20 protein-coding genes are annotated in these 25,967 nt (G+C 60.9%); 12 read left to right on the forward strand and 8 right to left on the reverse strand.

Annotated features, from left to right (window positions below):
• Window positions 1-166: 166 nt before the first annotated feature.
• Both G8E03_RS03635 and G8E03_RS03640 read left to right on the forward strand, forming a co-directional pair.
• On the forward strand, window positions 167-1,033 hold the full coding sequence (locus G8E03_RS03635) for a quinoprotein dehydrogenase-associated putative ABC transporter substrate-binding protein (protein ID WP_166188769.1): 867 nt from the start codon (window positions 167-169) through the stop codon (window positions 1,031-1,033).
• Window positions 1,030-2,328, forward strand: coding sequence for an ABC transporter substrate-binding protein (locus G8E03_RS03640; RefSeq protein ID WP_166188771.1), 1,299 nt, complete (start codon window positions 1,030-1,032; stop codon window positions 2,326-2,328). Before G8E03_RS03635 ends, G8E03_RS03640 begins: the two co-directional genes overlap by 4 nt.
• Before the next feature lie 22 nt (window positions 2,329-2,350).
• On the opposite strand, the gene G8E03_RS03645 is transcribed toward G8E03_RS03640, so the two are convergent.
• From G8E03_RS03645 to G8E03_RS03665, 5 genes are read right to left on the reverse strand one after another with little or no spacing between them, the layout of a single operon-like run.
• Window positions 2,351-3,184, reverse strand: coding sequence for an ABC transporter permease (locus tag G8E03_RS03645; RefSeq protein ID WP_166193834.1), 834 nt, complete (start codon window positions 3,182-3,184; stop codon window positions 2,351-2,353).
• Window positions 3,185-3,234: 50 nt separating this feature from the next.
• A complete protein-coding gene (locus G8E03_RS03650) occupies window positions 3,235-4,038 on the reverse strand; it encodes an ABC transporter ATP-binding protein (protein WP_166188773.1) in 804 nt (267 codons plus the stop codon).
• A 13-nt stretch (window positions 4,039-4,051) separates the two neighbouring features.
• Entirely contained in the window at window positions 4,052-5,119 is a 1,068-nt protein-coding gene (locus G8E03_RS03655) for a hypothetical protein (protein ID WP_166188775.1), read from the reverse strand.
• 37 nt (window positions 5,120-5,156) lie between these two features.
• Window positions 5,157-6,200, reverse strand: a complete 1,044-nt coding sequence (locus G8E03_RS03660; protein ID WP_166188777.1) for a beta-propeller fold lactonase family protein — start codon at window positions 6,198-6,200, stop codon at window positions 5,157-5,159.
• 29 nt (window positions 6,201-6,229) lie between these two features.
• On the reverse strand, window positions 6,230-7,603 hold the full coding sequence (locus tag G8E03_RS03665) for an ABC transporter substrate-binding protein (protein WP_166188780.1): 1,374 nt from the start codon (window positions 7,601-7,603) through the stop codon (window positions 6,230-6,232).
• A 409-nt stretch (window positions 7,604-8,012) separates the two neighbouring features.
• Between G8E03_RS03665 and G8E03_RS03670 the strand changes: the two genes are divergently transcribed.
• From G8E03_RS03670 to G8E03_RS03680, 3 genes are read left to right on the forward strand one after another with little or no spacing between them, the layout of a single operon-like run.
• A complete protein-coding gene (locus G8E03_RS03670) occupies window positions 8,013-10,136 on the forward strand; it encodes a 4Fe-4S binding protein (RefSeq protein WP_205793231.1) in 2,124 nt (707 codons plus the stop codon).
• Between the two features lie 10 nt (window positions 10,137-10,146).
• Entirely contained in the window at window positions 10,147-11,163 is a 1,017-nt protein-coding gene (locus tag G8E03_RS03675) for an FAD:protein FMN transferase (protein WP_166188784.1), read from the forward strand.
• Between the two features lie 47 nt (window positions 11,164-11,210).
• Entirely contained in the window at window positions 11,211-11,465 is a 255-nt protein-coding gene (locus G8E03_RS03680) for a hypothetical protein (RefSeq protein ID WP_166188786.1), read from the forward strand.
• An 83-nt stretch (window positions 11,466-11,548) separates the two neighbouring features.
• On the opposite strand, the gene G8E03_RS03685 is transcribed toward G8E03_RS03680, so the two are convergent.
• Window positions 11,549-12,727: an NAD(P)/FAD-dependent oxidoreductase gene (locus G8E03_RS03685; protein WP_166188788.1), complete on the reverse strand. Its 1,179-nt coding sequence runs from the start codon at window positions 12,725-12,727 to the stop codon at window positions 11,549-11,551.
• Window positions 12,728-12,749: 22 nt separating this feature from the next.
• The gene (locus tag G8E03_RS03690) at window positions 12,750-15,365 is read right to left on the reverse strand and encodes a helix-turn-helix transcriptional regulator (protein WP_166188790.1); all 2,616 of its coding nucleotides are present in this window, start codon (window positions 15,363-15,365) and stop codon (window positions 12,750-12,752) included.
• A 206-nt stretch (window positions 15,366-15,571) separates the two neighbouring features.
• On the opposite strand from G8E03_RS03690, the gene G8E03_RS03695 reads away from it, so the two are divergent.
• From G8E03_RS03695 to panC, 7 genes are all read left to right on the forward strand, one after another.
• Window positions 15,572-16,783 (forward strand): alkane 1-monooxygenase, encoded by a 1,212-nt coding sequence (locus G8E03_RS03695; protein ID WP_166188792.1) that lies wholly within the window; start codon window positions 15,572-15,574, stop codon window positions 16,781-16,783.
• Between the two features lie 171 nt (window positions 16,784-16,954).
• Window positions 16,955-17,503 (forward strand): rubredoxin, encoded by a 549-nt coding sequence (locus G8E03_RS17645; protein WP_166188795.1) that lies wholly within the window; start codon window positions 16,955-16,957, stop codon window positions 17,501-17,503.
• 10 nt (window positions 17,504-17,513) lie between these two features.
• Complete coding sequence (locus G8E03_RS03705; RefSeq protein WP_166188797.1) at window positions 17,514-18,959, forward strand: aldehyde dehydrogenase family protein; 1,446 nt, start codon at window positions 17,514-17,516, stop codon at window positions 18,957-18,959.
• 31 nt (window positions 18,960-18,990) lie between these two features.
• Window positions 18,991-20,619: a GMC family oxidoreductase gene (locus tag G8E03_RS03710; protein ID WP_166188800.1), complete on the forward strand. Its 1,629-nt coding sequence runs from the start codon at window positions 18,991-18,993 to the stop codon at window positions 20,617-20,619.
• A gap of 141 nt (window positions 20,620-20,760) precedes the next feature.
• Window positions 20,761-22,383, forward strand: a complete 1,623-nt coding sequence (locus G8E03_RS03715) for a long-chain fatty acid--CoA ligase (RefSeq protein WP_166188802.1) — start codon at window positions 20,761-20,763, stop codon at window positions 22,381-22,383.
• 293 nt (window positions 22,384-22,676) lie between these two features.
• A complete protein-coding gene (gene panB / locus G8E03_RS03720) occupies window positions 22,677-23,504 on the forward strand; it encodes a 3-methyl-2-oxobutanoate hydroxymethyltransferase (protein WP_166188804.1) in 828 nt (275 codons plus the stop codon).
• Window positions 23,501-24,379, forward strand: a complete 879-nt coding sequence (gene panC, locus G8E03_RS03725; protein ID WP_166188806.1) for a pantoate--beta-alanine ligase — start codon at window positions 23,501-23,503, stop codon at window positions 24,377-24,379. The genes panB and panC overlap by 4 nt, the downstream gene beginning before the upstream one ends.
• A gap of 178 nt (window positions 24,380-24,557) precedes the next feature.
• Here panC and G8E03_RS03730 read toward each other — a convergent pair whose 3' ends face one another.
• A complete protein-coding gene (locus tag G8E03_RS03730) occupies window positions 24,558-25,961 on the reverse strand; it encodes an NAD(P)(+) transhydrogenase (Re/Si-specific) subunit beta (protein ID WP_166188808.1) in 1,404 nt (467 codons plus the stop codon).
• Window positions 25,962-25,967 lie beyond the last annotated feature (6 nt).

The following is a 25,967-nucleotide window of genomic DNA, read 5'->3' on the forward strand; positions in this document are numbered from 1 at the left end:
CATCCGGCCCTTGGAGTCTGACTGAATAAGCTCTGTTCGCCCGGCGCGCTTCACACCCGCCGGGCGATTTCGTCAGGCCCAACCGAAATGGGTCTTGCCGATACCAAAATGGCTGACGACTCTTGTGGGACCGCTCTCACGTCATCGAAAGTGAGCCGAAAGACAGATGAACTTTCCAGACCAGTTTCATTCCTGCCGCCCGGCCGGTCGGGCACTCAGGAGGCTCTGCCTTGTCGCCGCGCTAATCGTGGCACAGGTGGCGACGGCGCCATTCGCCGCCGCTTGGGAGATGCGGGTCTGCGCCGACCCCGATTACATGCCCCTGACCAACAGCGCTGAAGAGGGTTACGAAAACAAGATCGCAGCGATCCTGGCAGACGAGCTGGGCGCCGAGCTCACCTACCAGTGGTGGACCCTGACAGCCAGTATGATCCCCGAACAGCTGCGCGAAGGCAATTGCGACATGATGATCGGCGTTCCTGACGGCACTGAAGGTGTCACCCCCACGATTGCCTATTATCGCAGTCCGTATGCATTTGTTTATCGCGAAGGCGAGGGTTACGACATCGCCACGTTCGACGATCCAATACTGGGCGAACTTCGACTGGGCACTACGTCCGAAGGGACCAGTTCGTATCTTGCATTATCGCGGCGCGGACTGCTCAACCGCATTACCTCGAGCTCGGAGGCTTCCGGCAGCAATTCCGCTGCCCGATTCTCCAGTCTTATCGATTCAGTGGCGGGCGGCGAGATCGACGTGGCCGTGCCATGGGGGCCGATCGGAGGTTATTTCGCCGCCTTAAAAGATCCGCCGCTCAAGGTGACTCCAGTCCCCGAATTCGATATTCCTTTCACCCCCATGTACCACTCGATCATCATCGCGGTGCGCTCCGGCGATACGGAGTTGCGCGACCTTCTGGACGATGCGCTGGCGCGCCGTTGGGACGATATCTATGCCGTGCTGGCCCAGTATCACGTACCGACGCTGCCCTTACCGCGTCCTTCCATCTCGATCCAGGAGCCGCAACAATGACAATGATAACCCGGCGCCGTTTCCTCGCCGCCGGCACGAGCGTTGCCGCGGCCGGCCTTTTCACAGGCACGCGCGCAACCGCCGCGCGTGCCCCTGACATCCGCATCGGCACCGTGTTTCCAACCAAGACCGGTGACTCCTTCGTGCGGGCTTCGGTCAACGATTACATTGGCACCGCTGGCCGGATAGGCGCCCTGTTGGCCGAGACTCAGCTTGGAACAGCTGTTGAATCGCAGGGGGCATCTCTCGATGTCCTGTTCACGACGTCGCCCACGGCGGATGTCGCCATCAGAGCCGGGGAGCGCCTGGTCGAGACCGGCAATATTCACGCCCTGGTTGGAGGCGTAGGCGAGGGCCAGGCCCAAGTGCTTGCCGACATCGCCGCGCGCGCTAAAATCCCGTTCTTCAACATCGGGGAAACCTCGGACGCCTTTCGCCGGGAGGCACTGAGCCCATACCTCTTCCACATCGAAGCCAGCGACGCCATGTATCTGGACGCCATGGGACAACTCGCAGCGCGAGAAGGCCTGACACGTTGGATTGTCTCCGCCGGGACCGACGATCACGGCATGGCCCTGGCCGCACGCGCAGAGCGCGCCGCAAGCAAAGCCGGTTGTACGATCGTCAAAAGTTTGGGTGTGCCGCCGGCCATTCCGGTCTATTATTCGCAAGTGGAAGAGATGGCGGAGGTTGAGGCAGACGTCATTTTCGTGCTGGTCGACTATCTGGATCTGTTTCCGCTGATGGTTCAAATGGAAGAGCAGGGCATCACCACACCCGTTCTCAACTTCCCCCACACCATAACCCAGACCCGTGATTTCTTCGCCGCATCCCGCAACCGGCTGCCTGTGCTCAATCCGCAGTACCATTTGGCCCTTTGGGAGGCCACGGATACCCGGGCGGGCGCCGAGGACTTCAACCTTCAGGTGCGCGCGCGTTACGCGGAGCCTGCCGACCCGACCGCCTGGGCGGCCTACCACGCCATCAAGATCATCGTTGACACGGTGCTGGCGACCGGCTCCACCGAAGCCAGCGCCATGATTGCCTATCTGGAGGATCCGGCGACCACCTTTGATCTGGCCAAGGGTCCGGGCGTGTCTTTCCGGCCCTGGGATCATCAGTTGCGGCAGCCACTGGCGGTGGTGGAGGTCGATAATGATGTCGTTTGGCGGGAACGGGAGCTTCCCACGCGCATCGCCATCGGCCGCTACGCCGGCAGCCTGCCAGTGGAACAGCCCGGAAGCGATACAGCTTCGTGGTTGGACAGCCTTGGCGATGGTCCCGAAGAGGATTGATCGTGAAGCCCGCCGGCCCGTTTTATTGCCGTTTGCGCAACATCCGCTCCACAGACCAGGCAGCCAGAACTGCTAGAACCGGAGCAAGGCCAAAGGTTACCGCCAGATCGGCCGCCAGCGGCAGTTGCTCGAAGTTGAGCAGCACATAGCGTAACAGGTCGAGCTGATAGCTGACCGGGTTGATGTAGACCAGCACCTGGATGAAGAACGGCAACTGGACCACCCACCCGCCACCGATGGCGAAGATCCCCAGTTGCCGCAACTCGTCGCGTAGATGGGTCGGGATGTCGAGGAAGCCCACGCCGCCGATGACGCCGCGCAGCGGGAAAATAGAGCCGGACAGGAAATACAGCGGCTGGATGATGCCGTTGGATATGGCTCCGAAGCCCTCGAATGTCTTCATGCGTGACGCGATGATGATGCCGAACGCCGTGAGGGCGATCCCCATGAAAAACATCACGACGAGCGCAGAACCTAGCGCAAGGGGCGTCGTGCGAAGGTCAAGGAACGGGATCAGCAGCAGCGGAATGGCGCCCTGCAGCGTGGCGATGGTTGCGCCCCCAAACAGCTTTCCCAGGGTCACTGACAGCATGGACGCTGGAGAAATGATGACTGAGCGCAGCAGTCCCACCTCCCGGTCCCAGACCAAGGATATGGCGCATTGCAAGGAACTGAACAGGATATTGAGCGTCACCACGCCCGGCAGGATATATTGGGCGTAGCTGTAGCCCTCGATCTCGCGCAACGCGGCTCCCAGACCGTAACCGAGGATTACCAGCCAGAGTAGGGTTCGAGATATTGCCCCAAAGATCTGCGAGCGATCGCGCATGTACCGCAACATCTCTCGCTTCCACATGATACCGATTACGCCCACGTCGATACGCAGGAAGTTCGCTGAATTTTTCCTCACCGGGTAAATTCTCCTCCCTGCCGCGCAAAACTCATCATCCCGTCTCGCCCGGTGGCGCTGTCGTCGAACAGTTGCTTACCGGTGTGGGCGATGAACACATCCTCAAGGCTTGCGGTGGACGACCCCAGCTCCGCGATCAGTGCGGCAGGCGCGCCGGTCGCGATAAGTCGCCCCTTGTCGATGATGGCCACGCGGTGACAGGATTCGGCCTCGATCAGGTTATGGGTGGACATCACCACCGTCATGCCCTGCTCGCGCAGGCTCGTGATACGCTCCCAAAGGTGGCGTCTTCCTTGCGGATCAAGGCCGATCGTCGGCTCGTCAAGCAGCAGCAAGGACGGTTTGTGCATCAGCGCCCGGGCAAGCTCGAGCCGGCGCTTCATACCCCCGGAAAACGTGCGGACGGCACGAGACTGCACGTGGTCGAGTTCGGCCCACTTCAGTGCCCGATCCACCACATTGCCCCGCTCTTTCCTCGGTAGCGCGTAAAGGACCGCGTGGATGTCGAGATTTTCCCGCGCCGTTAGTCGGTCATCGAGTGCAGGATCCTGGAATACCACACCCAAGGCGCGCCTGACCTCGGTCGTATCGGTAACCACGTCATGTCCCATGATAGTTACCCGCCCGGACTGCGGGCGGGTAACCGTCATCAGCATGTTGAGGAAGGTCGTTTTACCGGCGCCATTGGGACCGAGAATGGCAAAAAACTCGCCCTTCTCCACTGTCAGGTTCAGATCGTCCACGGCAACGTGGTCGCCATAGCGATAGCTTACACCCGTGGCGGCGACAGCTGTGCCCACTCCGATACTCCCGTTAGCCGCCCAAGGCGGTTCTCAACTCTATCAAGGTTTCCGTGATTTGCGCACAACTCTCCGCGGCGCTACGCTGTTCTTCTCCTTTTTCTTCCTCCTCCTCGGGGATGCCGGCCGCCTCTGCATCTCTTTCGTCGTCATCGTCGTCAGCACTGATCAGAGCGGCAAACGATGTTCCGGCCTGTTCTTCGGCCTCAGGGGCGAAGAGGCCGGCGACGTCGGCAAGGTGGGCGTCGTAAAGATCGTGCACAGCGTAGATCGTTTCCGCGGCAATCTCGGGCTGCTCGGCATAGGCGGCGCACGCCTCCTTTGTTACCGTGGCCAAGTGGGCCGCCAGGCGGGGCAACTTCCGTCCCGGGTAAAGGTCTGCATTGACCACTGTTTCAAGGATGCCCCCGAGCCGCTGCGAGGGGCTTTCAGCTTCTTCCGGGTTGAGGCCCACCACCGCCACCACCGACTCCGGCGGCTCCGCCTGCGGATAGAGCGTATCAAGTTGGGCAAGCATCTCCTCGCCGTCCTCGAGTTGCTGCGGCGTGGCAGCTGCGGCCACATCGGCCCACAGGGCCTTGACGCGCTGCAGCGCTGCCCAGCCTATGGGATATTCCCAGGGTTCGGCGTTTTCCACAGCCTCCTCGTAGCCTTCGGCAACGCCGCCCTCGGCCAGGAGGAGGTTGATCATCACACCGCCCATAAAGGCATCCGTGTCGCGCACCTCTGCAGGGATTATCGCCGCATATGCCTTGGCCAGCAATTCTCGTGCTGTAGCCACCGCCTCGGTGACATCATTGCCCGCCTCGACAGTTTCCACCACTTCGTCGAGCGCCGCGGCGAGATCGGCGGCAAGGGTCGGATCCTGCTGTTCAAGCGTCCCCTTGAACCGGGCATAGTCAGGGCCGGTCACTCCCTCGATGGTTTCGGCGAGTTCGTCGTCATAGGGTGCCGAAAACTCCGTCGCCAGATCAAGCCGCAAAACCACCGCCTCGATGCCATAGGCCTGGCTCAGGGCAACGGTATGATCATAGAACGGGCTGCTGGCGTATTGTGCGAAGCTGGTGGCCGGCACCAGCATGGATCCCATAGCAAGCACGGGAAAGAGCAAGGCGCGCCTAGTCATTGGCCGGTACCACCCCGATTTCCACCGAATGGGCACCGCGGCCCGCCGGGATATTGTTGATGACCTGCAGCGTCGATGTATCGATCACCGAGACACTATCGGACAGGCCGTTGGCAGTGTAGACTCGCTGGCCATCCGGGGTGATGGCGATGCCCCAGGGGCGCCGCCCCATTCGCTCGGTGATTGTCTCGATCACTTCGTTGCTTTCCGTGTCGATCACATAAACGGCGCTGGTGCCGCCGCCAGCCACATAAAGGCGCTTGCCATCCGGTGCCACCGCCACCTCTACCGGCCGTGAATCGAGTCCCAGATTGATGGTGTCCGTCACCACCTGCTGTTCGGTATCGATCACCGAGATGACGCCGCCAATCTCTGCGGACACATAGGCACGCTTGCCGTCGGTCGAGAATTCCACAACGCGGGGGCGGTTGCCCACCAGCAGGTGCTTCACCACCTTGTTGGCTGCGATATCAATGATGGTGACGGTGTGGGTAGCCTCTGCCGTGACATAGACCCATTTGTTGTCGGGACTGACGGCAACGCCTTCCGCTTCGACGCCGACCCGGTGAACGGCGAACCTCTCGCCCGTGGCCACGTCATATCCAGCGCCCTGTGCCAACGCTTCGAGCGATGCCCAAATCTGCGTGCCATCAGGCGACACGGCGATGCGTTCGGGATTGCCGCCCGCCCGGAACTCGCCGGCAGCTTCGTTGGTCTCGACGTTGACCGCTAGGATCTTGTCTTCTGGCGCTTCGCGTTCGGGGTAGAAGTCACTGACGGACAGATAGATGGTTTCTCCATTTGGCGACACCGCCATGCCGCGCGGCCGAACTTCGCCGGGACGGTCGGAAATGGTGATGGTTTGCACCACCTCATCGGTTGCAGTGTCAATCACGGTGATGTCGGCGCCGAACTCGTTGGCGACATAGACCCGATAGCTGTCCTCCTGTGCCGTTGCCGGCAGTGCCGCCAACAACGCTCCGATTGCCACTCCCACCGATGCGCCAATGCGCTTTCGCCTCGTAGAATGCGTCATTCGTTCCCTCCTGGGTGAAAGTATGGGGGTCAAAGCCGACATTGGCTCTGACCGGGCAGATCGCCGATTTGGTCAAGCCGCTCCACCGGTTCGGTTCCGGGCATATAGATGGCGGGGAGTTCTCCCACCAATTGCCCGAGCAACCGCGTCTCGGTCGCAGCGGGATCGATCTTGCTGAGATAAAGTGGTTGTCGCAACTGGTGATCCCAAGGCCGGAACGAAGTTCCAATCCCCTTCCAGACGTCGAAAACTGAACCAGGCGCCGCCAGGTAGCTCAACACCGGCTCCACTTCCGTGCTGCTGCTGAACATTGCAGACTCGAAGAGAACCTTGATCCCCTGGTAGCCGGCCCAGGCCGCACTCTCCATCGGCTGGTCCCACCGGTCCATGTAGCGGGCATTGAGTTCGCGCGCGCCATAGGCGTCCAGCGTAGGCTCCCAGGCGAGCGCCCGCATGCCCACGCCGAGTACGGGTGCCGCGTCGCGCGACGCGGCGAAAAATGTGCGCGTCTGTGTTTGTGGATGGGGAAAGCCCGTGACCAAGAGGTCGAGATTTCGCTTCTCCAAACGCACCAGGGCGTCGAGCTGATCCTGCGCCGGGGAAAGCAAAACCACCACATCCGCGCCCGAGCCTGCTATGGCGTCCAGGGCGTCGTCCTGGAGGCCCACCCCGGGAGTCAAAACGGCGTGTCCCACCTCGCGTGCGCCGAAATGCCGTTCGCTGAGAGCCCGACCGAGCCTCTCATATTGCGCGGCCGACTCTTCATCCTCGCTCCGGACCACAAACCAGTTGCGCAGACCGGCGCGCACATACCAGCCTGTCAGGGCATCGAGATACATGGCGCTGCTGGGCGCGACGTGGAAGCTGGTCGCAGCACACAGCTCGTTGCGCAGCCGGTCATCGGAGGCAAACAGGTTGACGAAGGGCACGGTATTCTCGTTGGCCCATTGGCTGAGGAGACGGCCTTCTTCGGCATCAAAACCTCCTGCAATGGCAAAGACGTCGCCGCCCGCGAGCAGGTCTTCTGCTGCCGCGATGACATCGGGGCCTTCGGCCTCGGCCGTGACGACCGCGAAATCGATGCCGAACATCGTAGCGTTCTGCGTGAACTCTTCGGTGGCAAGCACCACGCCCTGTTGTGCTGCTTGCGCCACCGCATGGTCGAGCTCTGTGCCCTCGCTCGTGGAGGGAAGAATGACGCCGATATGAATCTGGCTGAGCGGCTCGGTCTGGGCCTGGGCCTGGGCGACAGTCGGGCAGAGCGTCATGCTCAAAGCCGCCAGGGCGCTGCCAAACACCGCACCCTTTCGCACGAAATCAGTGAATCTCTGGAACGCCGAAGATCGGCGCGCATCGGCCTTGACCATCATCACCCCAAGAATAATCGCGGTCGCAGTGGGCAAATTCCCTCCGGGAGGTATGAAGCCCGGCCACTCCAAGCTTCGCGACAGGGACGTTCGGCTCGTCAAACCCCCGCAATGTAATTGTTAAAGTGGATTGCGCAAAATACAACCCACCAGCCAACCTACGACCGCACCCAAGTCGAGCTAACCAAACACTCTCTTTCCTCGGCCATCCTGACTTTTTTCTTGGTCATCCTGACTTTGCCTGCTAGCCATGAAGGGTGAGCCGGGCGGACAGAGAAGCTGTTCGGGTCGGACCGAACCAGTTGTGTATCACCACGATGCCATGGGACACCGACTCGTCCCTAGAGCCGCCCTCAACTAGCAACAAGAGCTGAAGCGCGGCGTTTTCTATGGGCGCAAGGCGGCAGATATGATCTTTCGGAAAGTAAGGTATTGCTCAGCTTTCTTGCTGGCCTGGGTTGCAATTCTGGTGATCGTGCTCGCATCGAGCACGGCTTGGGCGCAAGATGCCCGGCTGCTCGAAGGGCGTGCCAGTCCTGCCCTTGTCCAAGAATTCTTTTCGGATGCCGACCGGTTCGAACCCTCCGAAGGTACGCCGTCGTATACCCGCGTCTTTCGCGGGCAAGAGCAGATTGGTTATCTTTTCTCAACCCTCGACGTGGTGCGCGCGCGCGGCTACTCATCGAGGCCATTCGATGCCATCATCGGTATGGACATGGCCGGCCAACTAACCGGTGCCAGGGTCATCAGACACCACGATCCCTATCTCAGGGGCTTCCCCGACCGGGTCCAGCGGCTTGGCGACTTCTTGGACGCTCATATCGAATATCCTGTCGACGAGGCCACGCCAGCCCCGCTGCCGCCGGACTTCGTGCAGGGCACGACGGTTTCGGCCCGCAACATGCGCGCTGGCATCATGGATGCCGGTCGGGTCATCATGCGCATCAACGATCCGCGCCCGCTGATCACCGAGCCCACGCTCAATCGACTCGATTACGGGTTTCTCGATTGGGACCAGCTCCTCGAAATGGGGGCGGTTTCCGATGAGCTGATCTCTTTCGGCGACATCCGGGAGGCATTCTCGAAGGCGGGCGTTACACCTACCGACCTAGACATCCCCTTCGAGCGGGCGCGCTCGGATAGCGATCGCTATACAGAGCTCGTCGTCGCGCTGGTGACCCCGGCACTCATCGGCCGCAATGTCATTCGCGCCAGCGACTTCGGCGAGTTCGTCGAGCCTGCACCGGACGATGTTGTCATGCTAGCCGTGATGTCGGGAGGATATTACGACTTCCTCGGGACCCAGTACCGCTCCGCCGAAAGCGATCACAAGTTCGATCGTCTCCAACTGGTGCAGGGCGATCTTGCCATCGACTTCTTCGAGAAGGATTTCCAGCGTGTCGGCCAGACCGTGCAACGTGCGGGCGGCCCTATGCTCCGCAACTCGGGTCTGTTCACCATTGCATTGAGTTCCGGCTTCGATCCGCTGGCGCCTTTCGAGATTCGCTATTTCGTGCAGGCGGTTGATGCGGCAGGCGTCGAGCATACGGTGCAATTTCCGGTGTCTTACCAGCTTCCCGAGCAAGCCGTGCTCATGCCCTATGTGGAGCCCTTGCCCCCCTGGGCGGAAGCCTGGCTGGAATCCGGTCTTGAACTCGGCATCCTTGCGGCTGCCCTCACGGTTCTCACCCTGATCTTCGTTTTCCAGCAGCAGCTCGCCCGCAACCGCCAGCTCCATCGCTGGCTAAGGCCTGCGTTCCTCACCTTCACTCTGGTGTGGCTGGGCTGGATCGCCGGTGGGCAACTTTCGATCGTTCATATCGTCAACTACGTGAGGGGGCCGTTTGATGGCGCCGACCTCGGTTTCTACCTTGCCGAGCCGCTGATCGTCGTAATTTCGCTCTATGTTCTGCTCTCCCTGTTCCTGATCGGGCGGGGTGTGTTCTGCGGATGGTTGTGTCCGTTCGGAGCCTTGCAGGAACTGACCTCGAAGATCGCGCGGTTCGTGCGCCTGCCTGTGTGGAATCCATCCCAACAGCAACAACGCTGGATGTGGCTGCCCAAGTACGGCTTGGCCGCCGTCATCATCGGCGCGGCCTTCGTGGCGCCCGAAGCATTGGCTGCTGTCGAAGAGGTCGAACCCTTCAAGACTGCGATCATCTCGGCTTTCACGCGACCATGGCCCTATGTCACCTACGCGGTCGTCTTGCTGGTGATAGGCCTTTTCACCGAGCGGTTCTTCTGCCGCTTCCTGTGCCCCCTTGGCGGGGTGCTGGCGCTGGGGGATCGGTTGCACGTGTTCGAATTTCTCAAGCGCCGACCCGAATGCGGCGTTGGCGGCTGCCACCTGTGCGAACTCTCGTGCCCGGTCAAGGCAATTGAGCGCAGCGGCAAGATCGTCATGGCCGAGTGCTTCCAGTGCCTGGACTGCCAGGTCGAGTACCATGACGATCATCGTTGCCCGCCGTTGGCCAAGACCAGAAAGCAGCGCGAACGGGCCGCAGGGACCAGCGTTCAAAAGCCCCTGGTTCTCAGTCCCAACGGCGCGACGGCGCCGGCAGACGCTTAGAGGAACAGCAATGACCACGCCTGATTTTCCCCCTCCCGTGCACCGTCAGCGTCCCTCCCGGCGCCAAGTGCTCACTATTCTGGCTGGGTCGGCCGCCATACCCCTGGGCGTCGCGGCATTGCGCATGTGGGGTCCGCAGCCCGTGTTTCACTACTGGTATGGCGAGGCTCTCGGAGCCGAGGCCTCGATGCAGCTTTGGCATTCCAATGCGGGCCACGCAAAGCGCACATTGGCGCGTATGGTATCCGAAGTGCTTAGGCTTGAAGCCGTGTTCAGCCTTTACCGGCCCGACAGCGAAATCTCGCGCCTCAACCGCGATGGCGCGCTCGCCGATGCCTCACGGGACATGACCAACGTATTGGAACGGGCCCGTGCCCTTGCAGATGTCAGTGGCGGCGCCTTCGATCCCAGCGTGCAGCCGCTCTGGACCCTATACGAAAATCACTTCAGGCACACCGCCGATCCAGAGGGTCCGCCGCCCGGGCCCTTGGCGGCGGCACGCCGCGTCGTCGACTATCGCAAGATCGATCTCACCGGCCGCAAAGTGCGCTTGGCCTCGCCCCGAATGGGGGTCACCCTCAACGGCATAGCGCAGGGCTACGTGACCGACGTGGTCGCAGACCTCCTGCGCAACGAGGGTTTCGATCATGTCGTGGTGGAACTGGGCGAAACGCGTGTGTTGGGTCCCCACCCTGACGGTCGTCCGTGGCGGGTGGGTTTGAAAGATTCGCAAGGAGGCACTGGGCGAAGCATTGACCTCGTCGACCAGTCATCTGCGACTTCAGGTGGCTATGGCACGGTGTTTGATCCCGCCGGAAAAAACCACCACATTTTCGATCCGGCTACAGGGCTCAGCGCTAACAGTTTGGCCGAGGTCGTGGTGATAGCGCCGCGCGCGATGGACGCCGATGCACTGGCAACCGCAATCTTTGTGGCTGGCGAAGATCGTGCCCCAGCCCTTCTCGCGCTGGCACCCGCGGCTCGAGCCATGCTCACCCGCAAGGATGGAACTGTCGTGAACATCTGATCAAGCGACGCGAAAGCCAGCGGCACGCGGAAAACGGTAACGTTTGAATGGTGATTGACGCGGCATGGGCGGCCTCAAAAGCCAAAGACTGGAAGAAAGCTCGCATGTTCAATGCAACAGTCCCTCTGAACGGCACAACCAAGCTGCCTGTGGGTTTGGGAACCTATTGTGTAGCAATATCGGAGGCAAAGAGAGCGCATATGCCTTTCGGTGATGATGCCGAAGTCTATGCTTTAGCTGTTCTATCCGTCAGTTGGTTTTTCCTGAAAGGCGGCACTGGAAATTCCGGTGCCGCCAGTTGAATGCCCACACAGAGGTAGAGGACCAATTCTGTAAGGAGGCTGTATCCCTTTGGTAGTCTCAGCGTCCCAATTGTGGCTTGTCCTCACTCGGCACTTGTCGAAACCATGGGCGAGATTGCTTTCGCCAGGGCCGCCTGACGCGTGGGAAGGTTCACGACCTCGGCCGCGACAAGGCGGTCGCCGCTTTTCAGGTGCACCTCCAGCGAGAGGGGATCCTGCGACGCATTGCTTCGCACCAGATCGTAACCGGCTGCTATTCCAATGGCCTGAACCTTCATTCCCTTGAGATCGGACCAGAACCGGTGTGGCACAGGGGCGGGACGGTCCTTGTTGCAGATGGCTGCCGCCGCAATCTGCGCCTGCGTGGTTGCATTGTGAACGGTTTCCATGCGCAGTTTTCCAGGCGCGAACTTGCTGTCACTGCGGGCACAATCGCCGATTGCGAATATGCCGGGGTCGGATGTTCGCATATCCTCATCGACGCAAATGCCATTGTCACAGTCCAGCCCCGCGGCTTGGGCCAGCTCGACATTGGGGGCGGCGCCGATGCCTACAAACACCAGATCGGCCTTCACCTCAGCCCCATCGCTAAGATTGACTGAGGAAACGTGGTGATTGTCGGCACCGAACCCTTCGATTTTCCTGTTGAACAGGAATTGGACGCCGGCATCCGTCAGCTTTTGAGTGACGAAATTGGTTGTTGCGGGGGAGGCGACGCGGGCCATGGCGCGTGCGGCAGATTCTATAACCGTAACGGTTTTCCCCATCTCGATCGCGGCGGAGGCCACTTCGAGGCCGATGACACCCGCACCAATGATTGCGATATTGCGACAGTCGGCGCGGGTCAGGGCGCCCCGCAGCTGCGCTGAATCGCCGAGACCTCTGAGATAGTGAACGCCCTTCAGATCCGCATGCATGTCGAGACGGCGCGGCGACGCCCCTGTTGCAAGGATCAGGGTATCGAATTTCGTCGTTTTCCCATCGGAGAAGCGGATCTCCCGCGCGGTCCTGTCGATGCCGACGACCTTTCGCGCCCGCATCAGCTCGATGCGATTGTCCTCGAAAAATCGCAGGGGGCGTATCGGGGTCGGGTTGGGCCTGGCCGGCTCACGCAGCCAGATTTTGGACAGCGGCGGGCGTTGATAGGGCAGCGCGACCTCCTCACCAATCAGCTTTATCGCGCCTTCGTATCCGTTTTTGCGCAAGGCTGCGGCGGCATTCGTGCCGGCGACTCCGTTGCCGATGATGACCGTTGTGTCCATTTTTGTTCCTCCCGGTGGTTTGTTAAATAAGGCCGAGCGACCGTGCGATCAGGACAGCTTCGGTGCGGTTGCCTGCCTTGAGGCCCTGCATGATTTTCCTGAAGTGCCACTTCACCGTGTCTTCGGTGACGTGCAGGCGCGCTGCAATTTCCTTGTTGCTCAGACCGAGCGCCGCGTTTTGCAGGACACCGACCTGTTTCTGGCTGATCGGGGCGGAGCTATCCATGTTTCGGCGCTGATTGCCCGGTTCGTCGTTCACCGGTTTCGCGATCACGGGAATTTCGGCTGCCGTTTTATTGAGCAAAGGTCTCGTCTCCGGGGAAATGACCCGCAGGAAATGGCGCCTGTTTATCAGCGCTCTGAAGCAGCCCAGTTGTTGCGTCATGTGATTGGCTTCGGCAATTCGTTTCAGCGCCTGCTTCTCCTCACCCATCAGGTGAAGCGTGGCCGCCAGGGTATATTGCGCCCGAATTTCCCCGATCTGGTCCCTTACGGCAGTGAAATCCGAAATCGCCTTGCGCGCGTGCCTTTCGGCCAGGCCCAACTTGCGATCACGCAAGAATCTGGAGGCTTGCAGCAACGCGATTTCCGCCTGAATGGCGCGGTTCTGGTTTGCCAGAAATTGCAGGTCTTCGTCCGCCGGTAGGGACTCCTCGGTCAGAGGGGTTCTGGTCCGGGTTCCCATGGCAAAGACTTCGGTGCCCAGCCGAACCAGCATGTCCAGCCGCTTCAGCCCGCGCTCTTTCGCCAGCAGGCGGCACCGCTCCAACAGCAGGAAGGCCCGTGATTTGTCGCCCTGCCGAATATAGATTTCGGCCGCGCTTCGCACGGTGCTCCAGACGACATCTGTCACGCCGAAATGGAGCGCAAAGTTCAAAGCCTCCTGCACGGTGTTTTCGGTGGGTGTGATCGACCCGTCTTCGGCCAGAATCGGAAGCTCCAGCGAGGCGATCATCCCCTTGACGAACGGCGTTCGTTCATAGGCCACGTCCTCGTTTTCCTGTGCGCGCCGAATTTCGTTGCGCGCGCCATGGATGTCGCCGGTCAGCTGCAAGGCCAGAACCTGCGCGGCAGCGAGCCAACCGAACGCGTAGCGCTGACTGACGGCACCGCTCACCACCGTGGCAGAGGCGATGTGATCTGAAAGAAGTGCGAAACGCCTGTCGGAAGCGGCGATGAATGCGCGGCACGTCTCTGCCGCGGCCCGCCCGACAGGGTTGGTCAATCCATAGGTCTCAATCCAGACCGCGCAACGTTCGTCGCTTTCCTTCATCTCATCATGGGTTGCCAGACCAATGGCACGGACCAGTTCAGCCCATCCATTCGGGTCCTCCTGCCCTGTGGGGGCGGAAACCCGGAAGGCCGCCAGTCTGTCGAGCAGATCCTGCGCTTCGTGCGCGCGTTGACTGAAATACAGCACCCAGGCATAGCCGATCGCCACCGAGGGCGACTGAAGCAGCTTGTTGCGGGAGATGCCGGTGAACCAAGTCGTCAACGCCTCTATCTCCCCCTGCCGGAGGGCAAGGTCGAGCAGAGCCTGGTCGGTAAGCCTTTGAGCCCAACTGTGATCATGGGCCCGCAGACCGACCGCGACCACTACGCGGTACTCTCTCCTTCGCCAGTGCCAGAACGCGATGCGTTTGAGAAAATACGAGCGGCGCGCCCCGGTTTTCTCAACGAAGCGATTGCGCAGATACCCTTGCAGGGCGCGGTTCATTTCGTAGCGGTTCGGCTGGTCCACGCTGCTGGTCAACAGCCCGTGGCGGGATGCAAGTTCAGCCAGTTTGTGAGCTGAATCCTCGACCTTGAATACATAGTCGCTGGCTTCGGCGGTGATTTTCTCCAGCCAGGCGGCGTTGACCAGGCAATCGCGAAGCGGCTGCGTGATCTGTGCCAGCACGTCGGTTTCGAAATAGGACTGAATCTCGGGCAGGTGGATGATCGCCTCGCTCGACGTATTCGATTTGCCGGCCAATGCGCAAAGAAGCGGCCAGCCCTCTGTCATGTCGAATATCTCTTCGGCGCGGTCAGCCTCCAGCGGCAGAATTGAGCATGCCTCGTCGAGGGTAAAATTCAACTCGGCCGGGCCGATCATCACCACGTCCGGCAGAACCGACAGGGAAAGCAACTTACCGGGAAAGCGCTGGCTCACCACCAGTCGCGCGGTTTCCGGTGTTTCCAGGGTGAGCGTTTTCAGGAACCTCTGGATCGTGGGGGAATCCGTGACGCCATCCAGACAGATCGTGACGGGCTTTTCGTGATCCAGAAGAAGGTGCAGCGCGACGGTCTTCATACTGCGCCCGCGCGGCTTGCCGGCAAGCTCCCGAGGGGCCAGAACCCCGACGATCGCGCTGGCGATAAGCTCGGTCTCGGACGCACCGTCCTGCCAGAAGGAGGACAGATCCAGATAGATGCAATCCTCGCCACGGTCGATCGCCGTCTGGGCGCACAAGGCCACCTGAACCGATTTGCCAAATCCGCGGGGTGCCCTGAACAGAAGGCATTTCGCGCCGGGATGCCCGGCAAAGTCCAGCCTGTCACGCTTCAGGCAGCCACGGATCAACCTTCGCTGGCGAATGCTCATCCGTTGCAGAAAGCCGGATATATCCTTGGAATCTTCATCGGAGGTCGTGATCATCATTCCCTCCCCGAAGTGATGTATCGTCCGCGTCCTAACTCATAGCTTTACCACACAAATCCCGAAACTACACGAACGTGTAGTTGCGGGGAATCGGGGGCGCGGCGATTGATTTGTGCAATGTCTGACTGCGGGAAAGAACGATGCGGAACGCACGAACTTCCGCCGCCAGACGCAATGATCGCCTTCAAGGGAGGAACAGGCTGATGACGAATCTGAATGAAGCGGGGACGGCTGAGACCGGAACCGGTGAAAAATATGTCGATAAGAAGAGGTACTTCTGGCCTTTGTCCGTATTGTGGCCGGCAACGCCGCTGATCGGACTTTATCTGGTATCGGTAACCGGGTGGAGCATCTGGTACGGTACGGTTCTTATTCTGTGGTATCTGGCGGTGCCGCTGCTGGACGCGATGTTCGGTGAGGACTTTTCCAACCCCCCCGAATCCGCCGTGCCCGATCTTGAGAAGGATCGCTACTACCGTGTGCTCACCTATCTTACAGTGCCCATGCACTACGCGGCCTTGATCGGGTCCTGCTGGTGGGTTGCGACCCAACAGGTCAATGCGCTGGAGTTCATCGTGCTGGCTCTGTCCTTGGGTATTGTCAACGGCTTGGCCCTGAACACCGGGCATGAACTGGGCCACAAAAAGGAAACCTTCGACCGCTGGATGGCCAAGCTGGTTCTGGCCGTCGTCGGGTACGGCCATTTCTTCATCGAGCACAACAAGGGCCACCACCGCGATGTGGCGACCCCGAACGATCCCGCAACATCGAGAATGGGGGAGAGTATCTATTCCTTCTCGACCCGCGAAATTCCCGGTGCTTTCAAACGCGCGTGGGAGCTTGAGGATGTTCGCCTGAAAAGAACCGGCAAAAGCGCCTGGACTCTCGACAACGAGATCCTTCAGCCACTGGTCCTTACTGTGATCCTCTATGCCGGGCTGCTGGCGTTCTTCGGACCGATCATGCTGGTCTTCCTGCCCATTCAAATGGCGTACGGATGGTGGCAGCTCACTTCGGCCAACTACATCGAGCACTATGGCCTGCTGCGTGAAAAGATGCCCAACGGCAAGTACGAGCATCAAAAGCCGTATCATTCGTGGAACTCGAACCACATCATGTCGAACCTGATCCTGTTCCACCTGCAGCGGCACTCGGATCACCACGCGCATCCCACGCGGTCCTATCAATCGTTGCGTGACTTCAAGGACCTGCCGGCACTGCCCTCGGGCTATCCGGGAATGTTCTTCGCGGCCCTGATACCGTCTTGGTTCCGCTCGATCATGGATCACCGCGTCCTGGAATGGGCCAAAGGTGATCTGAGCAAGATCCAGATCGAACCGGGCATGCACGACTATTATGAGCGCAAGTTCGGATCCGTTGCCCCTGCGCAAGCCTCCGCTGTGCCTGCCGAATAAAATTCAGGCACCGCGTTGCACACAGGCGTTGGCCCGGACCGGGCCAGCCCCAACCTGCCGATAGCACCCTGCCCTTACCCGAGGGCAGGGCCGCAGGAAGAACCTACAGAAAAAAAGAACAAGACGCGCATGCTCGCCCCTTGGTGTGCATGGGTAAGGGAGGAATGAACGATGGCGACATATCAATGCCCCGACTGCGGATACACCTATGATGAGAGTCTGGGGCATCCGCATGAAGGTTTCCCGCCGGGAACACCCTGGTCACAAGTGCCCGACGATTTTGCGTGCCCCGATTGCGCTGTGCGCGACAAGCAGGATTTTGTCCTGATCGGCGGCGCAGCGTCGGTGGCGGCTGCGCCCGTTCAGGTCGTTGCTTCCGCGCCGACCCCGGAACCCGCACCCGCCCCTGCGCCAGCCGCCATGGCTGCGGCCCCTGCCGCACCAGCGCCTGCACCCGCCTCGGCTCCGGAGCCCACCCAGGCCCCCGCCCCCGTGGCTGCCCTCTCTGCCGCGCCGCAGCCTGCGCCGGTGGAGCAGTCGGCGGGAACGGCCTATCGCAAATGGCTCTGCATCACCTGCGGTCATATCTATGATGAGGCCGTTGGCGACGAACACGAAGGTTTTCCACCGGGAACGCTGTTCAGCCAGATCCCCGATGATTGGTGCTGCCCCGACTGTGGCGCCACGAAAGAGGATTATGTCCTCTACGAAGAGAAATAGGAGAGTTGGCATGAATCAGATTGCATCATTTCCTGGTAGCACAACCAGCGCGGCAGACATCCGGGCCGCATTTGACGCCCAGACGCGGGCTCAGCTTGCCCGCCGGGCCAGTTTTGACCGCAAGGCGCGCATCGCGCAGCTGGATCGCCTGGCCGAAGCCGTCAAGCGGAACGAGGGCAAGATTATCGCCGCCTGCGCCGCTGATTTTCGCAAACCCGCCGAAGAAGTGAAGTTGACCGAGATCTTTCCCGTCCTTCAGGAAATCCGGCACACCAAGCACCACCTGAAATCGTGGATGCGCGGCAAGCGCGCGCACGCGACACTGGGCGTGCTGGGCACCAAGGGACGGGTTCGCCCCGAGGCCAAGGGTGTCTGCCTGATCATCGCGCCGTGGAATTATCCGGTGAACCTTTCGCTCGGGCCGCTCGTCTCTGCCATCGCGGCGGGCAACAGCGCCATCATCAAGCCGTCCGAGATGACGCCGAATGCGTCGCGGGTCGTGATCGACATCGTGGAGGAAGCCTTTACGCCGGATCTGGTCAAGGTCATCGAAGGCGACGCCGCCGTCTCGCAGGAGCTTCTTTCCCTGCCTTTCGACCACATTTTCTTCACCGGCAGCCCGGCAATCGGCAAGGTCGTCATGCAGGCCGCGGCGAAGAACCTGACATCGGTCACACTGGAGCTTGGCGGCAAGTCGCCCACTATCGTCGGCCCGAATGCCAATATCAAGAAGGCCGCCCGAAACATCGTCTGGGGCAAGTTCGCAAATAATGGGCAGACCTGCATCGCACCGGACCATGTGTATGTGCACCGCGATGTGTCGGCGGATTTCAAGGCGGCAATCCGGTCAGAGATTGGCCGGGTCTATGGAAAGACGCCCGAGGCGCAGAAAACGACGCCCGACTATTGCCGGATCGTGAATGAGCGGCACTTTGACCGGCTTCGCAACCTGATCGAAGATGCCCGCACCAAAGGCGCAAGCATCCTTCAGGGCGGTCAGACCGATGCCAGCCAGAATTTCATCGCCCCGACCCTGATTTCCGAAATCTCGGACGACATGGAAATCACCCGCGAAGAGCTGTTCGGACCGATCCTGCCGATCATCGAATATGTCGATCTGGACAAGGTCATCGACAAGATCAACGCAAACCCCAAGCCGCTGGCCCTTTATATCTTCGACAAGAGCAAGGGTTTCGCGGAACAGATCATTACGCGCACCTCGTCCGGTGCGGTGGGCATCAACCTGACCGTGGTGCATTTCCTGCATCCGAATCTACCATTTGGCGGCGTCAACAACTCCGGCATCGGGGCTGCGCATGGCGAATACGGCTTCAAGGCCTTTTCCCATGAGAAGGCCGTGCTGGAGGAAAAGCATTCCATCACGCACATGCTTTTCCCGCCTTACACGGGGTTTGTACGCCGCCTTATCAATATCGTGGTCCGGGTGCTCGGCTAAGCGCCGCTCCGAACCCACAGGGAGAGAAAAAATGTACGATTATATCATCGTCGGTGCCGGATCCGCCGGTTGCGTGCTGGCCAACCGCCTGTCGGCAGACCCGTCAAAACGCGTCGCGCTTATCGAAGCGGGCCCAAAGGATAAAAACCCGCTGATACACATGCCGCTGGGGATCGCCTTGCTGGCCAACAGCAAGAAACTGAACTGGGCATTCGACACTGAACCGCAGGAGCACCTGAATGGCCGCCAGCTGTTCTGGCCCCGTGGCAAGACGTTGGGCGGCTCATCCTCCATCAACGCCATGGTCTATATTCGGGGGCACAAGGACGATTACGACTATTGGGCGTCGGAGGCAGGCACGGATCTGTGGGGTTGGGACCGCATGACCGAGTTGTTCAAGCGGATCGAGGACAACCACCGCTTCGGGGCAACCGACACCCACGGCAAGGGCGGTGAGCTTTCCGTCAGTGAACTGCAAACCGCAAACCCGCTGAGCCGCGATTTCGTGCAGGCCGGACGCGAACTGCAAATCCCGCATAACGGCGATTTCAACAGCGGCGCTCAGGAGGGCCTGGGCATGTACCAGGTCACGCAAAAGGACGGACGGCGCTGGAGCTCGGCGCAGGCATTTCTGCGGGGCGCTGAATCCCGGGCCAACCTCGAAGTCTTCACCGATGCCCGCGTCACGCGGGTCGTCATGGAGGACAAGACAGCAACCGGTGTCACCTTGCGGATCGGGGGCGACTATCGCCAACTGCGACTGAATGATGGCGGGGAGGTGATCCTGTCCGGCGGGGCCATAAACTCCCCACAGCTACTGCTGCTGTCCGGTATCGGGGATCCCGCAGAAATCAAGCGGCACGGTCTTTCGGTGGTTCACGAGCTTCCCGAGGTTGGCAAGAACCTGGCCGACCATCTGGATGTCACGATCATGCATGCCGCAAGCTCCCGCCGCCCGATCGGTGTGGCGCCCAGCTTTTTGGCGCGTGGCATTGGCGGATTGTTCTCCTACATCTTCAGGCGCAAGGGCTTCATGACGTCGAATGTGGCGGAAAGCGGGGGCTTCATCAAATCGTCGCCCGATCGCGACAGGCCGAACGTGCAGTTTCACTTCCTGCCGACCTATCTGAAGGATCACGGCCGCAAGATCGCTTTCGGCTATGGCTATACCCTGCACATCTGCGATGTCCTGCCCAAAAGCCGGGGTTATATCGGTCTGAAAAGCCCGGATCCGATGGACGATCCGCTGATTCAGCCGAATTATCTGAGCGACCCGGAAGACATGGAAACCATGATCGCCGCATTCAAGGCGGCGCGCAGGATACTCGAAGCTCCGGCAATGTCTGCGCATAGCAAATACGAGGTCCAACCCGGAAAGTCGGTGCAAACCGACGCTGAAATCGCGGCATTCATCCGCGAAGGCGCCGAGACGATCTATCACCCGGTCGGCACCTGCCGGATGGGCGCGGACAAGGAGTCGGTTGTCGATCCCGAACTGAAAGTCCGCGGTGTGTCGGGCCTGCGGGTGGTGGATGCGTCCATCATGCCAAGCCTCGTCGCCGGAAACACCAACGCCCCCACCATGGTCATTGCCGAGAACGCGGCGGAGATCATTCTGGGGCAGGTGCGCGTTCTGGAGCGGAGCCGGTCCGTTGCCTGAGCACAGTGAAAAGCGAAAAAAGACAGAGCCCTGCCACGGATGCGATGGCGTTTGCTGCACGAAACTGCAAGCCGCGACCAGCAGCTTTCAGGCTTTCCAGAACGATCAGACCCAAGACACCGAATCCAATGAGGAAGCCAAATGCGCGGACAAATGATGGCGATGCCACTGACAATCCATTCCCTGATCGACCATGGTGCCCGCTACCATGCAGACACCCAGATCGTGTCAGTGGAAACGGATGGCACGAAGACACGAACGACATGGAAAGGCATTTCCGATCGCGCGCGCAAACTCGGCTCCGCATTGACGAAACTGGGGCTGTTCAAGGGGGATCGCGTGGCGACGGTCGCGTGGAACAATGCGCGGCATCTGGAGTGCTACTTTGGCATTTCGTGCAGCGGCATGGTGTGCCACACGATCAATCCGCGCCTCTTCCCCGAACAGCTTGTCTATATCATCAACCACGCGGAAGACCGGGTCATCTTCTTCGACAAGACGTTCCTGCCAATCATCGCAGGGATCCGGGAGCAGCTGACGACTGTCGACACGTTCGTCCTTATGTCGGAGCATGATGAGGAGGCGGCAAGCAAGATCCCCGGCCTCGTATTTTACGAGGATTTCCTGGCCACTGGGGATGAAAATGCCGATTGGGTGGATGTGGACGAAACCGACGCATCCAGCCTGTGCTATACTTCGGGAACCACGGGAAACCCCAAGGGCGTGCTCTATTCCCATCGGTCCACTGTCCTGCATTCCATGGGCGCGGCGCTGCCCGACACGCTGAACATTTCAGCGCGCGAAGTGATGATGCCGGTCGTTCCGATGTTCCACGTCAACGCCTGGGGCATTCCCTATGCGGCGGCGATGGTCGGGGCGAAGCTGGTGCTGCCGGGGCCAGGTCTGGATGGGGACAGCCTCGCCCGGCTGATCGACGACGAGGGCGTGACGGTGGCACTGGGTGTTCCGACGATCTGGCAAGGGCTGCTTGCCTCGCTGGAGAAGCTCGGGTCCAGCGCCGAGACGCTGAAAAGAACCGTGGTCGGCGGGTCGGCATGCCCGCCTTCGATGATCGCGGAGTTCCGCGACAAATATGGCGCGGAGGTCGTACACGCCTGGGGTATGACCGAAACCTCGCCTCTGGGGACTGCAAACGCCTTGCTTGAGCGTCATGCAGGCATGACCGAGGAAGAGCAGGCGAGAATTCGCGAAAGCCAGGGGCGCCCGCCCTATGGTGTGGAACTCAAGATCGTGGACGACGAAGGCGCCTCCCTGCCCGAGGACGGGTCAGCCCAGGGCAATCTGCGCATACGTGGACACTGGGTCGTGGAGAATTATTTCGGCGCGGAACCCGGTACGACGTTGGAGCCGGACGGATGGTTTGAGACCGGCGATGTGGCCTCGATCGATGCCGATGGGTTCATGACGATCCGGGATCGGTCCAAGGACATCATCAAGTCGGGGGGCGAATGGATCTCCACCGTCGAACTTGAGGGCATCGCCGTTGGTCATCCAGGTATCGCGGATGCCGCCGCCATCGCCGCGCGGCATGAGAAGTGGGACGAACGCCCGATCCTCGTGTCCGTCAGGGCGGCTGAAACGAACGTCTCCGAGGAGGATCTGATCGCCTTCTTCACAGACAAGGTCGCCAAGTGGCAGATCCCCGATGCCGTTGTTTTCGTGGATCAACTGCCGCGAAACGCAACGGGCAAGGTTCTGAAGAACAAGTTGCGGGAGACCTACGGCGACGTGCTTCTGGCGTGACCTGAAAAAGTGCAGGCGAAATTGCAGATCGCATTTTCGCCTGCACGTCGTGGGTGAGGCGACTGCGGCGGCATCGGGTTCCGACCGCTGGTATGGATATTTAAACCCTGGTTTTCAACATGTCGGGCTACATGTGAAAGGCCGCCGCATTCGGCCTGAAGATTCGATCTCGGCCTAGATTTCTGATCTAAACAATATTACGCATCGTCGCCGTCGGCTATAACTAAGTTGCGCTGCACTTGCGCAGTATCGCAAGGGACGATATTTGTTCCCTGCTTCGTCGGAGGACCAGAATGAGCCAATCCGCCCCACAAAAATCCCTCACCGCATCGGATATCCGTGCCCGCAAGGGGGGCAGCCCGCTGGTCTGTCTGACCGCCTATACCACCCCGGTGGCCCAGCTTGCCGATCGGGAATGCGATCTGGTTCTGGTGGGCGACAGCGTCGGCATGGTCTTGCACGGCATGTCCTCGACGTTGAACGTCACGATGGAAATGATGATCATGCATGGCCGCGCGGTGGCGCGCGGGCTGGATCGTGCCCTGATGGTCGTGGACATGCCCTTTGCCAGCTACGAAGAAAGCCCGGCGCAGGCTTTTCGCAACGCGGCCCGGCTGATGGCCGAAACCGGGGCCGGCGCGGTAAAGCTCGAGGGCGGGCGGCACATGGCTGAAACGATCCGCTTCATCGTCGATCGTGGCATTCCGGTGATGGCTCATATCGGCCTGACTCCGCAGGCGGTAAACGCGCTTGGCGGTTACAAGGTACAGGGCAAGGGCAGCGATGCCGACCGGATCCGCGATGACGCGCGTGCGGTGGCAGAGGCTGGGGCCTTCTCGGTCGTTCTGGAAAAGGTGCCTGCCGTATTGGCGGATGAGATCACGGCGGAGATCGCGATTCCCACGGTCGGCATCGGGGCCTCGGCCGGATGCGACGGTCAGATCCTCGTGATCGACGATATGCTGGGCCTCTTCGACGCCTTCAAGCCGAAATTCGTCAAGCGCTACGCCCACCTCGCCGCCGATGCCGCCGGCGCGATCCGGACCTATGCCGAGGAAGTCCGCGCACGCAGCTTCCCCGCCGCCGAACATGTCTTTGTCGATGAAAGGAGCGGTTCGTGAACATCATCCGCACCAAGGCCGAGCTTCGCGCCCTGACCGAAGGCTGGCGGCGCGAGGGAAAGACCATCGGCGTCGTGCCGACCATGGGCGCGTTACATGCCGGGCACCTCAGCTTGGTCGAGGCCGCTTGCGCCGCGACCGACAGAGTGATCGTCACACTGTTCGTAAATCCGAAGCAGTTCAACAGCCCTGAGGATCTGGCGAAATATCCCCGAACCGAACACAGCGACGCGGAAAAACTAGCCCCTTATGGTGCTGACATCCTCTACGTTCCCGATGGCGCGCAGATGTATCCCGAAGGCTTCGCCACCACGGTGTCGGTGACCGGTGTCAGCGAAGCGCTCTGCGGTGCGACGCGGCCGGGGCATTTCGACGGGGTGGCCACGGTGGTGGCAAAACTGCTGTTGCAGACGGATGCCGATCAGGCGTTCTTCGGTGAAAAGGACTATCAGCAATTGCAGGTGGTACGCCGTCTTGCGCAAGACCTTGATCTGAAGACCACAATCGTGGGGTGTCCAACGGTTCGAGAGGACGACGGTTTGGCCATGTCCTCGCGCAACCTTCGGCTAAGCGCGGGCGCGCGTGTCGTCGCACCGATCATCCGCGAAACCCTGTCGCAGGCCGCGATCGAGATCAGCGAAGGCTCCCCCATCGAGACCGCGCTGCAAGGTGCCCGGTCGCGTCTGACAAAGGCGGGTCTGGGGGAGATCGACTACCTGGAGCTTAGAGGCGATCCCGACCTTACGGTGCTGACCACCGCCGACCGGCCTGGCCGGATCTTCGTGGCCGCATGGCTGGACGGAGTGCGGCTCATCGACAATATTCCTGTCCACGCGACAAGCCAGCAAGAGAGGCTTCTGGAACCCGCCGAGTGAGCTTGGCCGGGGCCAGAACTCCAAGGCGATCAACACGGCGAAAGTCCTGCTAATTCGCGCGCGGCGCCCACGAGCACGACCTGAACGTCGGACGTCCGTGCAAACCGCAAACCCACACGTCCGACATGAAAAGGCCCGGCAGTTTCCCGCCGGGCCTTTAGCATAATAAGCGTCGCGATCAGCTGATCCGACCCAGCAGCGCGTCGAGCGAGGCCTTCGCGTCGCCGTAGAACATCCTGCTGTTCTCCTTGAAGAACAGCGGGTTCTCGATGCCGGAATAGCCGGTGCCCTGACCGCGCTTGGAGATGAAGACCTGCTTGGCCTTCCACACCTCCAGAACCGGCATACCGGCGATGGGGGAGTTGGGATCCTCCTGCGCGGCGGGGTTCACGATGTCGTTCGCGCCGATGATCATGACAACGTCCGTATTGGGGAAGTCGTCGTTGATCTCATCCATTTCCAGCACGATGTCGTAGGGCACCTTCGCCTCCGCCAGCAACACGTTCATGTGGCCGGGCAGGCGACCGGCGACGGGGTGGATGGCGAAGCGGACCTCCTTGCCCTGCGCGCGCAGCTTGCGTGTCAATTCACTGACCGCCTGCTGTGCCTGTGCGACGGCGAGGCCATAGCCCGGCACAATGACGATGCTGTCCGCCTCGTCCAGCGCCGCGGCCACATGATCCGCGTCGGTTCCGATCATCTCTCCGTCGATCTCCATCGCGGGGCCGGAGGCACCGCCGAAACCGCCGAGGATCACGGACAGGAAGTTCCGGTTCATCGCCTTGCACATGATATAGCTGAGGATCGCACCCGACGATCCGACCAGCGCGCCCGTGACGATCAGCAGGTCATTGCCCAGCGTGAAGCCGATGGCCGCCGCCGCCCAGCCAGAATAGCTGTTGAGCATCGAGACCACGACCGGCATGTCCGCGCCGCCGATGGCCATCACCAGATGCCAGCCCAGCACGCCCGCCAGAATGGCCACCAGCCACAACTGCCAGGTCGATGCGTCCTGCATCAGGCCTGCGTCGTTCACGCCGTTGGACGCGGCGAAGGAATAGCCGATCAGGATCGACAGCACGACCAGGCCGATGTTGAGGCCATGCCGGAACGGCAGGATCAGCGCCTTGCCGTCGATCTGACCCGCCAGCTTGCCATAGGCCACCACGGACCCGGTGAAGGTCACGGCGCCGATGAAGACGCCGAGGAACACCTCTACCTCCATGATGCCGAACTCGATACCCACCTTCAGCGGCGGGTCGATGATGGTGTTCACGCCGATGAAGACCGCCGCCAGTCCGACGAGCGAGTGCATCGCGGCAACCAGTTGCGGCATCCCGGTCATCTCGACCTTGATGGCGATATAGGAGCCGATGGCCCCGCCGATCAGCAAGGCAGGGATCAGCACCCAGTAATGGCCCGTCGCCTCGGCAAAGAAGGTGGCGACAACGGCCAGCGCCATCCCCACCATGCCGTAGATCACGCCCTTCTTGGAGCTTTCCTGATTGCTCAGCCCCGCCAGCGACAGGATGAAGAGAATTGCCGCGACGACATAGGCCGCGGAGATCAGTCCGGTGTTCATTGTCGT

It is taken from the genome of Pontivivens nitratireducens (assembly GCF_011290545.1).
GTDB classification, from domain to species: domain Bacteria; phylum Pseudomonadota; class Alphaproteobacteria; order Rhodobacterales; family Rhodobacteraceae; genus Pontivivens; species Pontivivens nitratireducens.